General features: G+C 68.0%; 8 protein-coding genes and 1 pseudogene. 7 read left to right on the forward strand and 2 right to left on the reverse strand.

Going from position 1 to position 16969, the window contains the following annotated elements:
* Positions 1–75: 75 nt before the first annotated feature.
* Together I6A81_RS37950 and I6A81_RS37955 are read right to left on the reverse strand one after the other, a co-directional pair.
* Positions 76–1434, reverse strand: a complete 1359-nt coding sequence (locus tag I6A81_RS37950; protein ID WP_307875186.1) for a tyrosine-type recombinase/integrase — start codon at positions 1432–1434, stop codon at positions 76–78.
* Positions 1435–1643: 209 nt separating this feature from the next.
* The gene (locus I6A81_RS37955) at positions 1644–1910 is read right to left on the reverse strand and encodes a helix-turn-helix transcriptional regulator (protein ID WP_238430077.1); all 267 of its coding nucleotides are present in this window, start codon (positions 1908–1910) and stop codon (positions 1644–1646) included.
* A 702-nt stretch (positions 1911–2612) separates the two neighbouring features.
* On the opposite strand from I6A81_RS37955, the gene I6A81_RS37960 reads away from it, so the two are divergent.
* The 7 genes and pseudogenes from I6A81_RS37960 to I6A81_RS37990 form a co-directional block, all read left to right on the forward strand.
* The gene (locus tag I6A81_RS37960) at positions 2613–2990 is read left to right on the forward strand and encodes a hypothetical protein (RefSeq protein ID WP_203005592.1); all 378 of its coding nucleotides are present in this window, start codon (positions 2613–2615) and stop codon (positions 2988–2990) included.
* On the forward strand, positions 2983–4611 hold the full coding sequence (locus tag I6A81_RS37965) for a hypothetical protein (RefSeq protein ID WP_203005593.1): 1629 nt from the start codon (positions 2983–2985) through the stop codon (positions 4609–4611). Before I6A81_RS37960 ends, I6A81_RS37965 begins: the two co-directional genes overlap by 8 nt.
* A 993-nt stretch (positions 4612–5604) precedes the next feature.
* Positions 5605–8481, forward strand: a complete 2877-nt coding sequence (locus tag I6A81_RS37970) for an NACHT domain-containing protein (protein WP_203005594.1) — start codon at positions 5605–5607, stop codon at positions 8479–8481.
* A 322-nt stretch (positions 8482–8803) separates the two neighbouring features.
* A complete protein-coding gene (locus I6A81_RS37975; protein WP_203005595.1) occupies positions 8804–12586 on the forward strand; it encodes an NB-ARC domain-containing protein in 3783 nt (1260 codons plus the stop codon).
* Positions 12587–13102: 516 nt separating this feature from the next.
* Positions 13103–14320 carry an IS4 family transposase gene (locus tag I6A81_RS37980; protein WP_203005596.1) on the forward strand — a complete coding sequence of 406 codons (1218 nt, stop codon included), beginning with the start codon at positions 13103–13105 and terminating at the stop codon, positions 14318–14320.
* A gap of 308 nt (positions 14321–14628) precedes the next feature.
* Positions 14629–14910, forward strand: a pseudogene (locus tag I6A81_RS44420) (transglycosylase SLT domain-containing protein); the annotation flags it as partial.
* A gap of 556 nt (positions 14911–15466) precedes the next feature.
* Positions 15467–16969, forward strand: a 1503-nt coding sequence (locus I6A81_RS37990) for a CATRA conflict system CASPASE/TPR repeat-associated protein (protein ID WP_203005597.1), incomplete at its 3' end; no start/stop codon positions are given.

Raw genomic sequence — 16969 nt, forward strand, 5'->3', positions numbered from 1 at the left:
GATCGACGAGGTGTCCGGTCGCGGCCGGTCCGGAGCGGCTGTATCCGGCTGTCTGTGGACAGGGCGTGGACACGATCATGGCCCGTCGAGTCCCGGCCCGGGGTCCTTGAGCGCCTGTCCGGGGTCCTCGAGGGTCTGTCCGGCGTCCGGGAGGTCGGCCTCCAGGGTTTCGTCCTGGGGCGCCTCGGCGGCGAAGGAGGCGTCGATGAGGCCAAGCGCGCGCTGTTCCTGGCCGACAATGCAGCGGGCGTAGACCATGAGCAGGACCCGAACGCTGTGGCCGGCCCACTCGGCGATCTGGGTGGGCGGCACGCCGGCGTTCAGCCAACGTGACACGGCGGCGTGGCGCAGGTCGTAGGGCCGCCTGGCCAGCGGGCTGGCGGCCTCGGCGGCGGTCAGCGCCCGCTGGCGGGCAGCCTGCCACACCTCGACGTAGCGGGCCGTCTTGACGGGCCCACCGGTGGCCGAGCGGAACAGCCGGCCATCCGGCGCCGTCCCGAACCGTTCGAGGTGCCGGCGCAGGAGGGTCACCAGTTCGGGGTGCAGCGGGACGGGGCGGACCTCACCCTTCTCCCGGTGCTTGAGCTGCTCGCGGGCCTGTCGCGGCCTGTCGGGCGCGTCGGACCAGCGGGGCGAGATCTCCGGATTGCTCCGCTCGAGCGCGACCTCGCCCCAACCCCGCCTGGGCAGCCGAAGCTGGCTGATGTTCAACTCCTGGACCTCCCCCGGCCTGATCGCCGCGTAGTAGACACACGCGAAGAACGCCTCCAGGTCAGGGGCGATCTGCGCGACCACGGCCAACAGCCGCAGCGCCCGGCGGTGATCGACGACGACCCGCCGATCGACGACCACGACCTTGCGCGGCGGTGTCCACTGCGCGCTGGGAATCGGGTTGGCCTCCAGGTCGCCACGCGCCACCGCGAACTTCACGACCTGGCCGAAGACCAGCCGCCGCCGGGTGATCGTGTTCGGCGCCGCTGGCTTGCCGTCCAGACGGTGCGACAGCGCCACCAGCGCGGCGCGAGTGACCTCGACGTCCGCCAGATCGCCCACCGGTCGGCTGTGCCGCTCCATCCAGGCCAGCACCTCCACCCAGCCCTCGGGTGGCGGGTTCTCGACCCGGCGGCCGTCGGCCCGCAGCCGCGTGCGCTCCCCGGTGAGGAACACCCAACCCGCCAACGCCTCACGCACCAGGCCGGCGAGCGCGGCCGGCGGCTGCTCGTCGAACAATGCGACCGTGACCGGACCCAGCGCCTCGGCGATGGAGCGCCGGGTGCCGGGCGCCTGGTGCTCGGCCCACTTCGCGTCGACAAAGTCGCGGGCGACCATGAGCCAGGTACGCACCGGGGGCGGCTCGGGCTCCGGCTGGGGCAGGGCGCGCCACTCCGATATCGGCAGGCCGGACTCGACATCGAACGCCTCACCCTTCCGCACCGCGGTGAGAATCTCCGCCCGGCGAGACTCCGCGGCCCCCTTCGACTGGAAGCTGCGGGTATTCGGGCTCGGCCGACCGGCAACCTGCCAGCGCACCTGCCAACTGGTCGCGTTCTTCAGCCGGCGCTCGCGGACGGCCCAGACCCGGACATCGAAGGTAATCCGCCGTTCCTCCCCCTCCGAGGAAGGTCCACCGGCCTGAGCGGGACTCATGACGCCGCCGGGTCAGACGTCAGGCCGTCCAGCCAGCCGTTCAGATCGTCGCGGGCGACCCGAACCTGCCCATTCGGCAGCCTGATGACCTTCGGCCCTCTGCCCTTGCGCTGCCAGTCATGCCAGGTCGACCGCGGCAACGGACCGGCGGGACCACCCAACTCCGCGAGCACCTGTTCGAGGGTCAGCAGCACCCGCTGATCGGTCCGCGGCGCCGGCGTCCTCGCCTGGGTGGGCCTCACCGGCCGGCCTATCGTCGTCATGGCACCGCACGATCCGAACCGATGTCATCGCCACCCACACCGCGAAGGCCATCGCCCCGGACATCGCCGCGCATTCCGACATCCGGCGGGCACGCCGGTCTCACTGTCGTCTCGCGGGCCAACGGCGACCGGCCAGCCCTCCACAACAGTCTGTCGGGGCAACCCGAACAACGTCACTGTGTTGTTTGGACCCGCCCCGCGAGGCCCGCCGACCACGACGGAATTCCGCGATGCGTGGTCGGGTGTCATGCGCGAGGGCCGACACGATGACCGGGCTGACGACAATGCCGCCTCACGACTCGACAGTCCCCAGGAAACATTTTGATCACGTTCAAGTGAGGATGCGTCAACAGTGTTGACTATCTTGTGGGTCTCGTCGAACAGCGAGAGTCCGGCGTCGCGAATGCGTTCGACAGCCAGACGGCCTCGTACACCCACTCGTCGAGGGCATCGTCGACGGCCTCGCGAAGGACATCGCCGCCGACATCGCGGGGCGCCGCGCCCACAGCGACCCGGCTCAGAGGTTGACCGGCGGGAGGGCTCGCGCGAGGGCCGCTGCGAGGTGTGGAAATTCCAGGGTTGTGCACAGACAGCCGCCGCGGCCTGCCATCACGGGCCCGGTGATGGTGCCGTGGATTCACCGAAGACCAGACACCCCGGCAGCGGTGGGCTCTGACTGCCCGGAAGACCAAGGGAGACGCGATGGGCTGGCATACACGAGCAGCGGAACTGACCAACGGCGACGACGAGGCCGGGGCGCGGGCCGCGTTGATACTGCTCGAACACGCCGCGTCCGGGCTGCTGCACGCCCCGGCCCGCGAGACCCTGGCCGGGCTGACCGCACGGGCAGACGTGCACCTGGCCGTCTACGAACTCGACACCGCCGGGATCACTGTCCCCCCGGCGTTCGAGGCCGGCCCGGAGCAGGTCACCACCAGCGACGTCCGGCCACTGCTCGAAAGGGCGGCGTTCCTACTGGCCGCGACGGTCGACACCGTCGCCTATCCGGTTCCGGTCGCCTTCGCGGCGATCCACACCCGCCAGGCCCTCTCGGCGCTTTCGGCCCTGGGCCATGAGTAGTCCGGTCACCTACGGCCACCTCGCCGACCTGGCTGTGCACACCGCCGCTCGCGCCGCGGGCCGGCGCGCACCCCGACCCGTCGAGGCGGACATCGCCGGGCTCGTAGCCCTGGTCCGGGTCGCCGGCCGCCACGCCCGGCTATTGTCCCAGCGGTTCGGCACCTCCCACCCCGCGGCGCGCCTCGCCGACCTCACCGAGGCGGCACTCGCCACCCTCCCACCAGCTGATCCCCCACCGCGAGGCACGCAGATGGCGAGCCCCTGGCACACCGCGGCCGACCAGCTCGCGCTCGCCCACGACCTGCTCGCCCAACAGATCGGCCCCGACGGCCAGGACCTCGGCCCCGACGCCCGCCACCTTGCCGACCGCAACGCCACCACCACGGCAACAGGCCGGGTCGCGACCCTGACAGCACTCGCCGCTGGCACCGCCCAGGAACTACTCACCGAACAACGCACCACCGCACCACCGGGCTCACCGGAACGGACACCCGTCGTCTCCAGCAGCCAACTACCCCCCGCAACGCGAACCCTGTGGCTGATCTCCGGCCTCGCCGTCCCAGCCGCCGACCTCGTCGACCAGTGCGGCGGCCCCGACCGCCCCGGCCCGCTCGACGACCTCCAACCCCTCTTCCCCAGCCAGGACATGCCCGTCCTGGACCGAAGGCTCGAACAACTCCGCCTCGCCGCGTTCGTCCTCAGCCAACCCGACGCCTCCCCCACCCACCACGCCCTGCTCGCCCTCGCCGACTTCGCCGCGATCGTCGCCGGCCAGACCAACCTCGCCCTACGCCCCTACAGCAACCCCGGCAGGAGAACCGCCTCCCCCTACGACCAGGCCAGCCAACAAGCAGTCACCACCGCCGCAGCCTGGGAACCCATCGCACGAGTCCTCACCAACACCGTCTCCCTGGGAACCGAAGGCCACATCGCCATCCGACTCGCCAACGACACCCGACACCACCTCGCCACCACCCTCGCCGCCGGCAACCCACAAGGCCTGACCCCGTTCCGCCGCGCCGCCCTGATCCTGCCCGACCTCGCCGTCAGCGGCGCCGTCACCGTCAAGCGGCTACTCGGCAGCGACCTGCTCACCTACCGAGCCAGCAAGAACACCTACACCCACCTCGACCACCGACGCGCCGCCCGCCTCGGCCAGGCCTACACCGACGCACTCACCGCCTCGACCACCCTCGTCGCCCGCCTCACCGAACTCCCCGGCACCCAACCCCGACCCCACCTCGCCACCCACCTCGGCGCCCAGGCCGCCAGGCCCTCCTCGACCGGCCACATTCAGCGAGCCACCGACACCCGACCACCACAACCAACCATCTCCACCGAACCGCGATGGGCCGAAATCCACGACCGCGACCACGGCACACTGCGCTGCCCGACCTCCGACCTCACCCGCGCCCTGCGCCACACCACCGACGACCTCCGACACATCCTCGGCACGATCGCCCACCGGATAGACCTGACCGGCCAGGAACCCCACCTCACCCTCGCCGCCCTCACCGCCCTCCACCTCCCCAACAAGATCACGCCAGCGCCTCGGGATGTCGCTGACCTGGCCATAGGTACGGCGCCACCACCGCCACCGACCGCCGAACTTGATCTCTAATCCAGCCACCATCGCTGAGGACTGGAGGATTATGAGTCAGCTCCCCCGGTCTGTTCCCAGCTTCCGCGCCGTAACGCCTCCTGTCATCTCGTGCCGAGTTTGGCCGGCCCGTACGGATTCTCGGCAAGCCGTGATCCTGCGGCATGCCTCCCGGTGCCGGCCTGTGCCGTCAGCTACGCCTCGGTTCGGCCTCGGTCCGGCCCCGGTCGCCACGCCTCCGGGGCTACGGACAGTGATCACCGGTCAAACTGAGGCGGCGCCCGCCCGCGCGGCCCGGACCCGCAACATCCCGCGACACCGTCGTGGCTACCATCAGCCGCGGCCGGATGACCGCCCACCGACGCGTCGCCGCAGGCCGCCTGGACGAGCGCGAACCCGCCAGCGAGCGGTAGGGGCGGGAACCGGAAATGAGACATCACCAGCGAGAAGATCTTGGAGCGCGGGTTGTTGATGTAACTACGGCAAGACGAGGAGCTGACTGCGGACCGCGGTTCTACTCGTTCGCCAACTGGTCGGCCGCGGCCAGGACCGGGGCCGACCTGATCTGGCGAGCCCGACCGGCCTGAACCTGCGGTCGTCGGGGTCCTCAAGGATGTCTTAAGTCATGACATCGGTGGGGATCCAGCCTTGGCTCTTGCGGCCAATTGGGGTCGGTTTCTCGCATGCTGGTGCTCTCCGGCCAGGGATGAGTAGCCGTTCGCCCGATGGGAGACGTCTGCTACAGTTCAGGGCGAAACACGCGATCAGATGTCTAAAGCAACGGGGGATGCTGTGGCGGAGGCGTCGTCCGGAGGTGGGCATGAGAGCCTTTCCTGGGAAGACCTCGCTGCACTCGCAGACATCTTCCCGGACCTTGAGTCGGCCGCTCCGGTGCTCAGGGGCCTGGGACTCCCACGAGGGCGTTTCCCGCAAGGGGCACATGATGGGCTCTCGCTGTGGCACAGGATTAACGAGATTGTCGAACATGGTGGCGTGCACGGAGACCGTTCTGCCGTGCTGGCAGCGGCAGAACGGGTCTCCGGCGGGAGTGCCGCCCTCCGCCAAGATCTGACGAAGAATTTCACGGGCGTAGCACGGAAGCTTGCAATGTACGTTGAGCACGACATCGGTGCGCTTGTTGACTTGTTGACCCGAGGTGAAGACAGGGCCATGCCTCTGTCGTATCATTTCCGTGGCCAGCGGACCGGCTTGGACGATTCCACGCCACTGGCGGCGCGACCAGAACTGGTTGTCGACAGTGTCGACGATCTTCTTATGAGTTTTCGCGCTGGGCGCGCGAAACAGCTGTCGATCATCGGTGGTCCGGGCTGCGGAAAAACCACGACACTTGCGCTTCTTATACTCCGGTCCATGACAGAGAAGGCGGAAAAAGTCCCAGTACGCATTTCGCTTGCCGGGTGGAGTCCGAGAGTCTTCACCATCGAGGAGTGGATCGAACGCCGGATAGTTTCTCAATACCCTGGAATGAAGAAGGATTTCGACGCGCTTCACGCCGACCATCTGCTGCGTATCTTCGTAAGAAAGTTGGTCATACCTCTTCTGGACGGTCTCGACGAGGCCGGCGGCAAGGTGATAGACGAAGCTTCCGACGCGATTTCTCATACTTTTGTCGGCGGGCGGCCGGTGATTGCCACCTGTCGCACCAGGGAGTTCATGTATCTTAGCAGGAAGCCTCTTCCTGGCGGTTCCATCGCCATCGTTCGACCGCTTCAACGTGAGGTGATGAGAACGTACCTCGTGGAGGCGGACGGACGGTGGGCCGAAGCGCTCACTGGCGCTCTGGGTGCCACGACCGCAGCGCAGGAGAGAGTGCTGTGCGCTCCGCTCATGGCCTGGCTAGCCGCCGAGCACGACGGTGACCCTCGGAGAGTCATCAACGACACCAAGGATTCCACGGGCGATCGCCTCAAAGACCGTCTTCTCGACGGACTAGTAACCTCTTTGTACAGGCGCGGTCGGGTGAGCGCCGAGCAAGGAGGTTCGCGGCAAGGAAGTGATGCGCGCGCAGCACTGCGTTGGCTGTCATTCCTCGCCGAGGGCATGCAACGGCGCCCGCTGCATGAGGTGGCTTGGTGGCAGATCACTGCTCTGGCACCCACCCAGTGGCTGGGCCTGTCCTCAGCGCTCGGAGCGGGGGCGTTGCTAGGTCTGCTCGCTCCTCGGCAGCCGGTGCTCGCGGTTGGCCTACTCTTGTCGCTGTACTTCGGCCTGGTCTGCGGGGTGTCGTTCGGGCGGGGATACTCCATGTCCCGATCCAACGATCCAGAAGAGCGACGGCGGGGGCGGACTGGCTACTCGGATCTTGAGTCGGGAAACGATCCCGGATTCGTGGTTCACCTGCAGCGAGTTGGCGCTGGGGTCATCTATGTGCTGGCAGCCGCGGTGCTCGCCGGCTTGGTGATGCGGGTGCCCTGGTGGAGCGACCCGTCCGCCTCGGACCTTGTCTGGCCGGGTCGCAACCCGCGGCAGCTGCTGATCGGCCTGGCAGCGGGCACTTTGGCAGCCGCCTTCGCCGGGTTCGCGGCGGCGACCGTGATCGGCTTGCGTCTCCAGGCGAACCCCGACGAGGACACGGTGCTGTCTGGCGCTACGGCGATGTCGGCGAAGGAATCGTTCGTTCGCGATCTGAAGAACGCTGGGACGGGCACGGCGCTCGCCGGCGTACTTGCTGGTGCCTTCGTGGTGCCCGCGGTTCTTTGGTTCTGGATTGACGACCGGCTCGCCTTTGGGTGGATCATTCTGATAGCCGTCGCAAACGCGGTAGCCGCAGCGCCGGGTCTCGTCCTACGTCCGCCGGCGCGCACCACTGCGACAGACAGGATGTTTGTACGAGTGCGCCGCGGACTGGCCGGCGTCCTTGCGTGCTCGCTCGGCGCGACGATAATCGCGTGGTCTTGGTGCGATGAAGTATTAGCTCCGGCCTGGATTAGTTTCTGGCCTGCGGGGATCACGTCTTGCCTGATGTTTGCGGCTTCGACGCGAAACGCGGTCGCCTGGAAATGGTTGGCCTTCCGGAAGAAGCTCCCGACGGATCTTTTTGGATCTCTTGAGGAAGCTCACGACCTTGGGGTCCTCCGACAAGCGGGAATCGCCTACGAGTTCCGCCACGACCTCCTACGTCAAGCGCTCGTGGCGCGCGCGAAGATAAAAAGGCCAGCCTGGGTAGATGCTCCTCGGGCTGTCGACATCGTGGTGTTTGGCGCACCCGGCTCCCGACTGGACCCGGAGGGTCGCCTGCAGATTTCCCCGGCTGCTGCGGAACGAGCCCAACTTGCAGCAGACTACTGGCACCACCACAACTCGGATAGTGACGACGATGAATACGCCGGCCTCGACCCCGAGTGTGCACCTCGGATGCGGGTGATCTGCGTGGCAGGACGCCCAGGAAAACGGCAGATGATGGCGGACGTCGGCGACCAAGCGGAGGCGCAGCACATCGCACGGCTCGTCGTCGAGCAAGGCGTTCCACAGGAGCTGGTCATTCCGAACCCATCCCAACCACTTGGGCGCGCCTACGCGACTAGTACCGTCGACGAGGTCGGAATCCTCGTCGAGGAAGGGTTGACACCGATCGACAAATACTCCCGGGCATTTCCGCTCGCGGTCGTCGCACACCGCCACCATGGTCTGCGCATCCGAGATGTCTGGCGGAAGGTCGGCTTCCGGCGAGAGCAGATCCTTCCGGTACCGCCGGAAGCGCCGGACTCGCGTAAGGAGATCGCCCTCCGCCTGGCCTACCAGCTGTTCGTCCTCGGACTTGGCACACGGATCCGTACAACCGATCGGCTGCGTGAGCGGGAGGAGGAACTTCACCGCGTCGTCAGCCCACTCCGGCGTGCTCCGCGAGCTATGCAGCCCGCAAACTCGTAGGACAGATGGCGCAAGTCCTGGTTGTTGCTGTTGCGCCGGCGGGAGCCGCGGCGCGACTGGGGACCCTTCTGTGTCGATCAGTGATGCACCGTGGTCCGGGTCGCCAGCAACTCGGCCGCAGCGTCCGGCTTGGTAAGGCGGGCCTAGCGAGATCGCTACCTGCACCTCTGTTCCCCCATACGAGGAGAAACGCCAAAGCGTACCGGATGATCACACTTCGTTCACAGCGCCGCCAGCGCGCAGGCGATGCTCCCTTGCACGCGGGCGCGGTTGCGCCGGAGGACGACGCAGCCGCCCTCGACCCGCGCGGGACGATAGGGGTGTGGGTCCCGATGCGCGGTTGGCGGCAGACGAGGTGGCGGCGCTGGCGAGCGCCTTCTGCAACGAGGCAGCAGCTCGACAACTGCTCGTCGAAGCTGGTATGTCACGCGCGCGACAGCCCGGGTGGGGTTCGGGGTCGGCACTCGGGTTCTGGCACGAGGTCGCCCAGCTCGTCGAGCACGGGGCAGTGGTCGATGGGCGGCGCCAATTGTTGGCGAAGGCATCGGTCTGGTATCCAGGCAATAGTGTGTTCCGTGGCGCGGTCCGAACCTCGGACGACTCGACAGCGTTTCGACTATGCCCCTCTCTCGGGTTGCTGCCAGCGCTACCAGCTCGGTTTGTAGGCCGTGATGATGACGTCGCGGCCGTGCGGGGCCTGCTCACGAAGACGGTCGGTCAGGTCGTGGGCGTGGTCGGTATGGGGGGTGCCGGCAAGTCGACGTTGGCACGTGCCGTAGTCCATGACCCGGCGGTGCGCGAGGCGTTTCCCGGCGGCCTGCTGTGGGTCGAGGTCAACCCCGCCCCCGACCTGACGGCCATAGTGGCCCAGATACTGCGCGCGTTTGGGGACCGTGCACCAGTGCTAGACCTCGGCGACGGGTCCGAACGTCTCCGGCGGCTCCTCGACGGCGCGGCCTGCCTGGTTGTCCTGGACAACGTGTGGCAGGTCGACGTTCTCCGCGCCCTTCCAGTCACCGGTGCCAGTCGGTTACTGGTAACGACCCGCAGCCGTGACGCGCTATTTACCGACAGCCAGGTCCACCCGCTCGGCCAGGTCGACGCGGACCTGTCCCAGCGGCTGCTGGCCAGCTACGCAGGTTTGCCGGTCGCGTCGTTGCCGCCCGAAGCCGAGACGGTCGCGGCTCGCTGCGGCGGGCTGGTTCTCGCGCTCGCCTTGGCCGGCGGGATGATCGCCGAAGGCAGGCCGTGGGCCAATGTGGCGGAACGGCTGCAGCGAACCGATCGGACACGCCTGTCAGGTCGGTTCGCCGACTACCCTCACCTGAATCTGCTTGCGGCTCTGGACGTCTCTGTCTCGGCCCTCGACACCGAGACGGCCGACCGTTTCCGGGAACTCGCCGTCTTCGAAGGCCGTGGGCAGGTGCCTTCAGCGGTCGCGGTCCTGCTGTGGCAGGCTACAGCCGGCCTGGACGACCTCGACGCTGACGAACTGCTGCGCATGCTGGCGCGGCGCAGCCTGGTCCAGCTCGATCCACACAGCGACACCTTCACTATCCACGACCTGCTGCTGGACCATGCTCGCTCCGGCCTGCCTTCCGGACAACTCGCCCAGCTCCACCTGACGCTGTGCCAAGCATTCCTCGAACGGTGGGGTCGACTCGACCGGGCGCTGCCCGCACTGCGTGCAGTCGACGGCCTCGCCGTCGCGGACCGGTACGGTGCAGCCCACCTGGTCGCGCACCTGCTCGACGCCGACCGGGCTGACGTGCTTGACGCGGTGCTGTGCGCGGAATGGCCAGCGGCGCCGGGGCGAGCCGATAACGCCTGGTTCACAGTCCACGAAAACCTTGGCACTACCGCCGTTTGCCTCGCAAACTTCCGGGCGGCGCTGAGCCACGCGCAGAAGGCTGATCTCGTCGTCTACGGTGAGAACAACGACACCACCGGTCGGATGATCCACTATGCGTTGAGGCTCGGTTCAGTCGCGAGCATCGCGGAAAACATCCCTCCCGCACTCCTTGTCCGCGCTGTCGAGGAACAATTGTGGGAACCTCGGCGGGCCTTGGCCTACGCCGAAAGCGTCCCCGCTGCGACAGCTCGCGCGGAAGCACTGGCCGCGCTGTCGCCCTACCTGTCTGCGGACCAACATGAGCAGGTCCAGGCAGAGGCGACGGCATCGGTGAGGGCGGCAGCCGCTACCGAGTCGCATGTGCTTGCCTCGGCCTTGGCACGGTTGGTGCCGCACCTGCCGGTGGATTTGCTTCCGGCTGCCGTGGCCGCGGGCAGATCGGTCGTCAACGCCGCTCACCGGTCGGCGGTCTTGAGGGAGTTGGCGGCGCACGTGCCGCCGGACGGACGCCAGCAGGTAGTCGAGGAGGCGTTGACTGCCGCGTCCGCGGTCGACAACCCGCACCTGCGGGCGCGGGCGTTGGCGCAGGTGGCACCGCTTCTGCCGGCAGAAAGGCGGGGACAGGTGCTGGAGCAGGCGCTTGCCGCCGCGACCGCCGTCAGCGAAACGCGTTTCCGAGCTGAGGCGTTGGCGGAGTTGGCACCTCACCTGCCCCCGGACCTGATCGTCGAGGCTGTAGCCGCCGTCGACCTGTTCGACGATGGTTTCTCCCGCGCGCTTGCGTGGGCCGGGCTTGCTCCACACCTGCCCGAGGACATCCCCGGCCCGAGCCTGGCGGAGGCACTGACCGCTTGCATGAATCTCGACGATCCGCCCTTCCAGGCGCGGGCGCTAGCCTGGTTGGCCCCGTACCTCCCCGCGGACCTGCTCTCGGACGCGCTGGCCACAGGAATCGCCTTCGATCAGTCGTACGCCGTCGGATGGGCGGTGGCGGGCCTCACGCCCTATCTACCTCCGGACCGGCTCCGCGAGGCTGTCGCGGCTGTGCTCGCCATCGACGACCACCTTGTGCAGGGCCAGACGTTGGCGAAAGTGGCGCCTTACCTGCCACCGGATCTGCTCACGGACGCGCTAGACGCGGCGATAGCCATGGAAGATCCGTTTATCCGGACACTGACTTTGCAAGGACTCTCACCGTGCCTGCCTGCGGACTTGGTCGCCGTTGCGCTGGCCGCAGCGGTACGAGTCACATCCCCCTCTTCCCGAGCGAAGGCGCTGACAGCCCTGGCGCTACACCTCCCGGCCGAATACGGCACACGGACTCTGGCCGAGGCCCAGTCCGCTGCTCTCGCGGTCCACTCGCCCACCGCCCGTGCGCACGGCCTCGCGGCACTCGCACCACACCTTCCAGAAGACGTCCTTACCGACGCCCTTTCGCTCGCCCTTGCCGAACGGACGTTCTTCGGGCAAGGAGCCCTTGCTGCCCTAGCGCCTCACTTGCCGGACCACCTCCTCCGTCACGGGTTCGCCGTCGTAACAGCCATCGACAATCCGCACCGACGGGGAGCCCTGCTGGCCCAGCTCGCGCCGTGCCTGCCCGCTGACCTGGTTTCCCAGGCGATGACCGCCGTCACCACCATCGACAACCTCGCGCTCCGGATGAGGGTGCTGGCAGATTTGGGGCAGCCCCCGACCGCGCATGACCTCAAGCAGGCGCTCGATGAGGCCGCAGCCGATGACGACGTGTACTTCCGCGCGCAGACGCTAAAGCACCTGGCGCCGCTTCTACCGCCAGACTTGCTCGCCGACGCGCTGACCGTCGCTGTCGCTCCCGCCGACAACCCGTCGTGGCGAGCGTATGCGTTCGTCCAGCTCGCACCGCACCTGCCTCCCGCGCTTCTCACCAAGGCGCTCGCTGCCACATTGTCCACTGATGACGAACCAAGCCGTGTGATGATGTTGAAAGCGATTGTGCCCCACCTACCATCGAACCTACTCGCCAACGCTCTCACTGCAAGATTCGAAGATCCGAGTAGTCGCGCAGCGGTGCTGGTCGCGGCCTCCACTCGTGGTAAAAGCGTCGACGGCCTGACAAGTATCGAGATCTGGCACTCGGCACTGCAAGCCGCCGCGCAATCTGGGCGCGATCTCGTACTCACCTGCATTCTCGGCCGCATCGCACACGCGGAGGATACGCTGCTTGCGATGCAGACACGCGATTCACTTAAAGCGGTAGAACGTTGGTGGCCATGAAGCGCTGCGGCTTCGCCTCGAATACGCCACCCTCGGCTGGAACATCGCCGGGATCGTTGTCTTGGTCGTCACCGCACGCTCGGTCGCCCTAGCAGGGGTCGGCCTCGACAGCCTCACCGAGACCGGCGTCCGCAAACGCGCGAACCGCTCGCTACTCGCCGCCCGGACCACCCATCCGAAGTCGTTCCACTGGACCACTGGAGCCCTGGTGGTTGCGCTGGCATTCATCGTCCACACCGTGACAGGGCGGGTACTTGTCCCTCTCGTTCTCGGCGCCTTTTCGGTGATCGCCTGGAAGACTTCGTCGGCGAGGTGCGTGCGCTGCTCGCGAACCGTTCCGCCGAAGGGATCTTCTGGGACTGTCCAGGCGATACCGAGGTGGTCATGGCCCAATGCCGTGAAGCTTAAGTCGATCTTGAATCGTTGATCTCTGGTTCGGGGGCTGCTCTGGGTTGGTGCGGCGTGGCGGCGTGGCATCGGTGCTGGTGGGTGGTTTGGTCACGGTTCGTGGCTTCGATGGTGTCTGCGGATCAGGTGTCGGTCGGGGTGTTGGTGACGGCGGTGCCGCGCGACGCGGTGGACGAGGCGGTCGCGGTCTGCGGGGTGGGCGCGCGGCGCGGGGGTGGGAAGCTTCCGCCGCATGTGACGTCGTATCTGACGTTGGGGATGTGCCTGTTCCCGGACGACGACTACGCCGAGGTCGCGGCGAAGGTGACCGGGTCGCTGGACCGGTTCGGCTGCTGGGACGCGGCGTGGGCGCCGCCGTCCGCGTCCGGGATCACGCAGGCGCGTAAGCGGCTGGGCCGGGCGGTGTTGGGCGAGGTGTTCGAGCGGGTCGCGGGACAGGTCGCGACCATGTCGACGCGGGGGGCGTGGCTGCGGGGCCGGCTGCTGCTCGCGGTCGACGGGTTCGACGTCGACGTGCCCGACACCGAACAGAACGCCGCCGAGTTCGGCTACGCCGGGACGGGTGAGAAACGGTCGGCGTTCCCGAAGCTGCGGGTCGTCGCGTTGGCGGAGTGCGGCACGCACGCGTTCCGCGCCGCCGAGATCGGCGGGTACTCGGCCGGGGAGAAGACCCTGGCCCGCGGGCTGCTGATGCGGCTTCGCCGTGACGAGGTCCTGACCGCGGATCGCGGGTTCTACTCGTTCGACAACTGGACGCTGGCGGCCGGCACCGGCGCGGACCTGATCTGGCGGGCCCCGACCGGGCTGGGCCTGCCGGTCGTGAAGGTCCTCGCCGACGGCACGTTCCTCACCGTGCTGATCAACCCGCGGGTCAGCGGCGGCCGGCGGCGCGCCGCGCTGCTGGCCGCCGCGGCCGCCGGCGACGACCTCGACCCGGACGAGGCGCACCTGGCGCGGGTCGTCGAGTACGACATCCCCGACCGGGCCGGCAGCGGCGAACTGGTCGTCGTGCTCACCACCATCCTCGACCCGGCCGACGCCCGCGCCGACGAGATCGCCGCCGGCTACAACGAGCGCTGGGAGGAAGAGACCGCGAACGACCAGCTCAAGACCCATCTGCGCGGCCCGGGCCGGGTGTTGCGTTCCCGGCTGCCCGATCTGGTGGTCCAGGAAATGTGGTCCTGGCTGATCGTCCAGTACGCGCTGACCGCCCTGATCGCCCAGGCCGCCCACGCCGCCGACGTCGACCCGGACAGGGTCGGTTTCGCCCGGACGCTGCGCCTGGTCCGCCGTTCCGCCACCGGGACGGCGGACATTTCCCCCTGACGACTGGCACACCCAGCTACCCCGGATCCACACCGAGATCACCCGCCGGCTCAACCCGCCCCGGCGCCACCGCACCTGCCCACGAGTCATCAAACGCGCCCGCCACAACAGCTACCGCGTCAAGAAACCCGGCGACCCAGGCTCGGTCCGCCACCCAGGCCCGCCGACGATCCGACTCCACCCACTCAACCCGCGCGCAGCATGACCAAATTCCAGCAAGATCCACTTAGGCTTCACGGCATTGGGTCATGGCCCGCAAGCTCGTCTGAACGACGAGTCCGTGATCGATCAAGTTCTAGTCCGGAGAAGAGTCTGATCACGGTCGCAGCCGGCTGCCGGGTGTAGCCAGCGGCACCAACAGCGCCGGGGCCGCAGGTCCCATGCAGTTTCTCGCCCCGACGTTCATCGAGGTCGTCACCCGCCACCCACTACCAGCCGGCGGCGCGAGCCCGCCGTCGCGCTACAACCCCCACGACGCGATCTACGCCGCCGCGTTCTACCTGTGCGACAACCACGCAGATCCACCCGGACCTCACCCGAACTCCAGGTCCGCCGCGGCCGCTCGGCATGCAGGAGCCGGCCGTAGCTGACCGGCTCGCCGCCACCGACCCGGACCCGGCTCGCCCGCCACGGCCGGCAATCCACCCGCTCCACCCACGCCCCCGCCGGCCACGCCTCCACAGCCAGACCCGCCGGACTATGCGCCCGCCGACCATCAGGCACGTGGCCAGGCGGGGCGGGCGGGAACGTCGTCAGCAGCCGCTGCACCCGCAGCGGCTCCGCCCAACCAACCAACTCCTCCACCCGCCACAGCCAGTACGCCGTCTCCAGATTCAGCCGCCGCTTACGCCCTCGCCGCCCCATCCACACGCCCCTGATCTAGCAGGCGTTGCGACGAGCCTTTGAGCCCACCGACCCACACGGGGTCAAGATTCAGAAACCGTTGACACAAGCCAGCGGGCCCTCCCGTAAGCCGTGTCGAATGGGTACAGTCTCGCTCCCAGAAGGGGGTCCGGTCGCGCAGCGGGCGCTGGTCGGAGCGATGATGTCTACCCGATTCTGCGCGTGGCTGGGAGGGTGCTCGTGCGAGGCGAGGAGCCCAACGGGTCTGCGGCTGCCCGTCCAGATGAGGATCGTGCTGATGGCGTGGGGCTCCACTTCCTGGTCACGCATCTGTTCGCGCCCGTGAGCGGACCTGGCGCCGACCGAGCCTTCGGTCACCTACTCGATGTGTGGGATGCCTGCCGCCACGAGCTTGGGATGGACTGTCCAGTCGACGGCGTCGGCTTGCCGACCTCACCTCCGCGGGCCTTGAACCTGCTGCCCGACGCCGGCACGGATCCGGTACTTCTCGCCGCCATTGGGCGACCCGCGGACGAGCGCCTCTTCCAGGCTGTCTTCGGCAGGCACCACGATGTGGTGACGCTGTCTGCGGCCTTGGCGCCGGCCCAGGGCACGGGAGCCGACGGCTGGCGTGCTCTCGACCAGGCGTGGTCTCGCGTGGTCGGTACGACCGCGCCGGCGGAGCTCATCGGAGCGGTTCGGCTGTACATCGGACTCTTGGCCGGCGATGTCACCAGCACCGACGACGCACGAGTGCAAGTGTGCCGCGCCCTCGCGCAGCAGGTGGGCGAGGATCTGGGCGGGTCGTTCACCGCCGATGCGTGGTTGGGAACCTCGACTGCGGTATCAGGATTCGTGGTCTGGGAAATCCTGTCTGCGCCGGATGACCGCGCCGAGCGTCGGATCGCGCTCGTGGCGCCATCCGCTGTGAGGGAGCAGGTGAGCATGTGGGCGTGGTCTCGTGGTGTGCCCGAGGTCGCTCCATTCACGCGCTACCTGGTCCACGCCGCGAAGATCCGCTATCAGCTGCGGGTCTGGGACGGCGGGAGAGACGTGGCGCGACTGCGCCAGCGGGCCGAAAGCTTGTCGGCTTCGGTCGCCCGATCGCTTTCCAACCGGACGACCGGTACCGGCTCGACGCTCCCGGTCGCGGACGACCGCCTCGACGCTCTCATCGGCGTCGAAGGCACCGTGATCCAGATGTCGGCTGCGCTAGAGCGGATGCACAAGGCGGTCGAGGTCGCTCGGGCGAACATGACTGCGGCCCTGGGCGCGAGCATCGAGAGCGGTTTGTTCGCCGATGACCGCGCTCTGAGCGAGTGGTTCCGCGATGTGCTGACCGATGCCCTCGACCTGGTTCAGGTGGTCCGCACGCAGGTATCTCAGACCCGGCAGCTTGTAGCGCAACTCGACCGTGACGGCGTCAGGTCCGAGCCACGAACGAGGCCCCGGAGCCCGGATGCGACATCCCCTGACTGGCCGTTGACCCCTGATGAACGCGAAGAGTTGATCATCGAACTCGCGGCCCTGTTCGGGGAGCCCACCACCGGCTCCATGATCTTGGACGTTGTGGGGCTGCTCCCCGCGCATCGGAGGTTCGGTCTGGGCACGCCGGCCTCCGCCTGGCGGGAGATGGTCAGAGACATGTGCGCAGGGCGAGTCGAGGCGCCGCTTCGCAGGCTCGTCGAAGCGGCACTGCGCGAGTACGAGTTCAACGACGTTTTTACGCGTTTGAAGACGAAGTACGGCCCGAGCACGGGGTCTTGGCTGGCTGCGCGTAGACTTCCCACAGAAGACGACAGGGGT

Origin of the sequence: Frankia nepalensis (assembly GCF_016786325.1) — a bacterium.
GTDB lineage: Bacteria > Actinomycetota > Actinomycetes > Frankiales > Frankiaceae > Pseudofrankia > Pseudofrankia nepalensis.

Excerpts from the sequence above, each read along its gene's own strand:
- I6A81_RS37955 (WP_238430077.1), bottom strand. The coding sequence starts at position 1,910 with ATGACGACGATAGGCCGGCCGGTGAGGCCCACCCAGGCGAGGACGCCG.
- I6A81_RS37960 (WP_203005592.1), top strand. The coding sequence starts at position 2,613 with ATGGGCTGGCATACACGAGCAGCGGAACTGACCAACGGCGACGACGAG.
- I6A81_RS37965 (WP_203005593.1), top strand. The coding sequence starts at position 2,983 with ATGAGTAGTCCGGTCACCTACGGCCACCTCGCCGACCTGGCTGTGCAC.
- I6A81_RS37980 (WP_203005596.1), top strand. The coding sequence starts at position 13,103 with ATGGTGTCTGCGGATCAGGTGTCGGTCGGGGTGTTGGTGACGGCGGTG.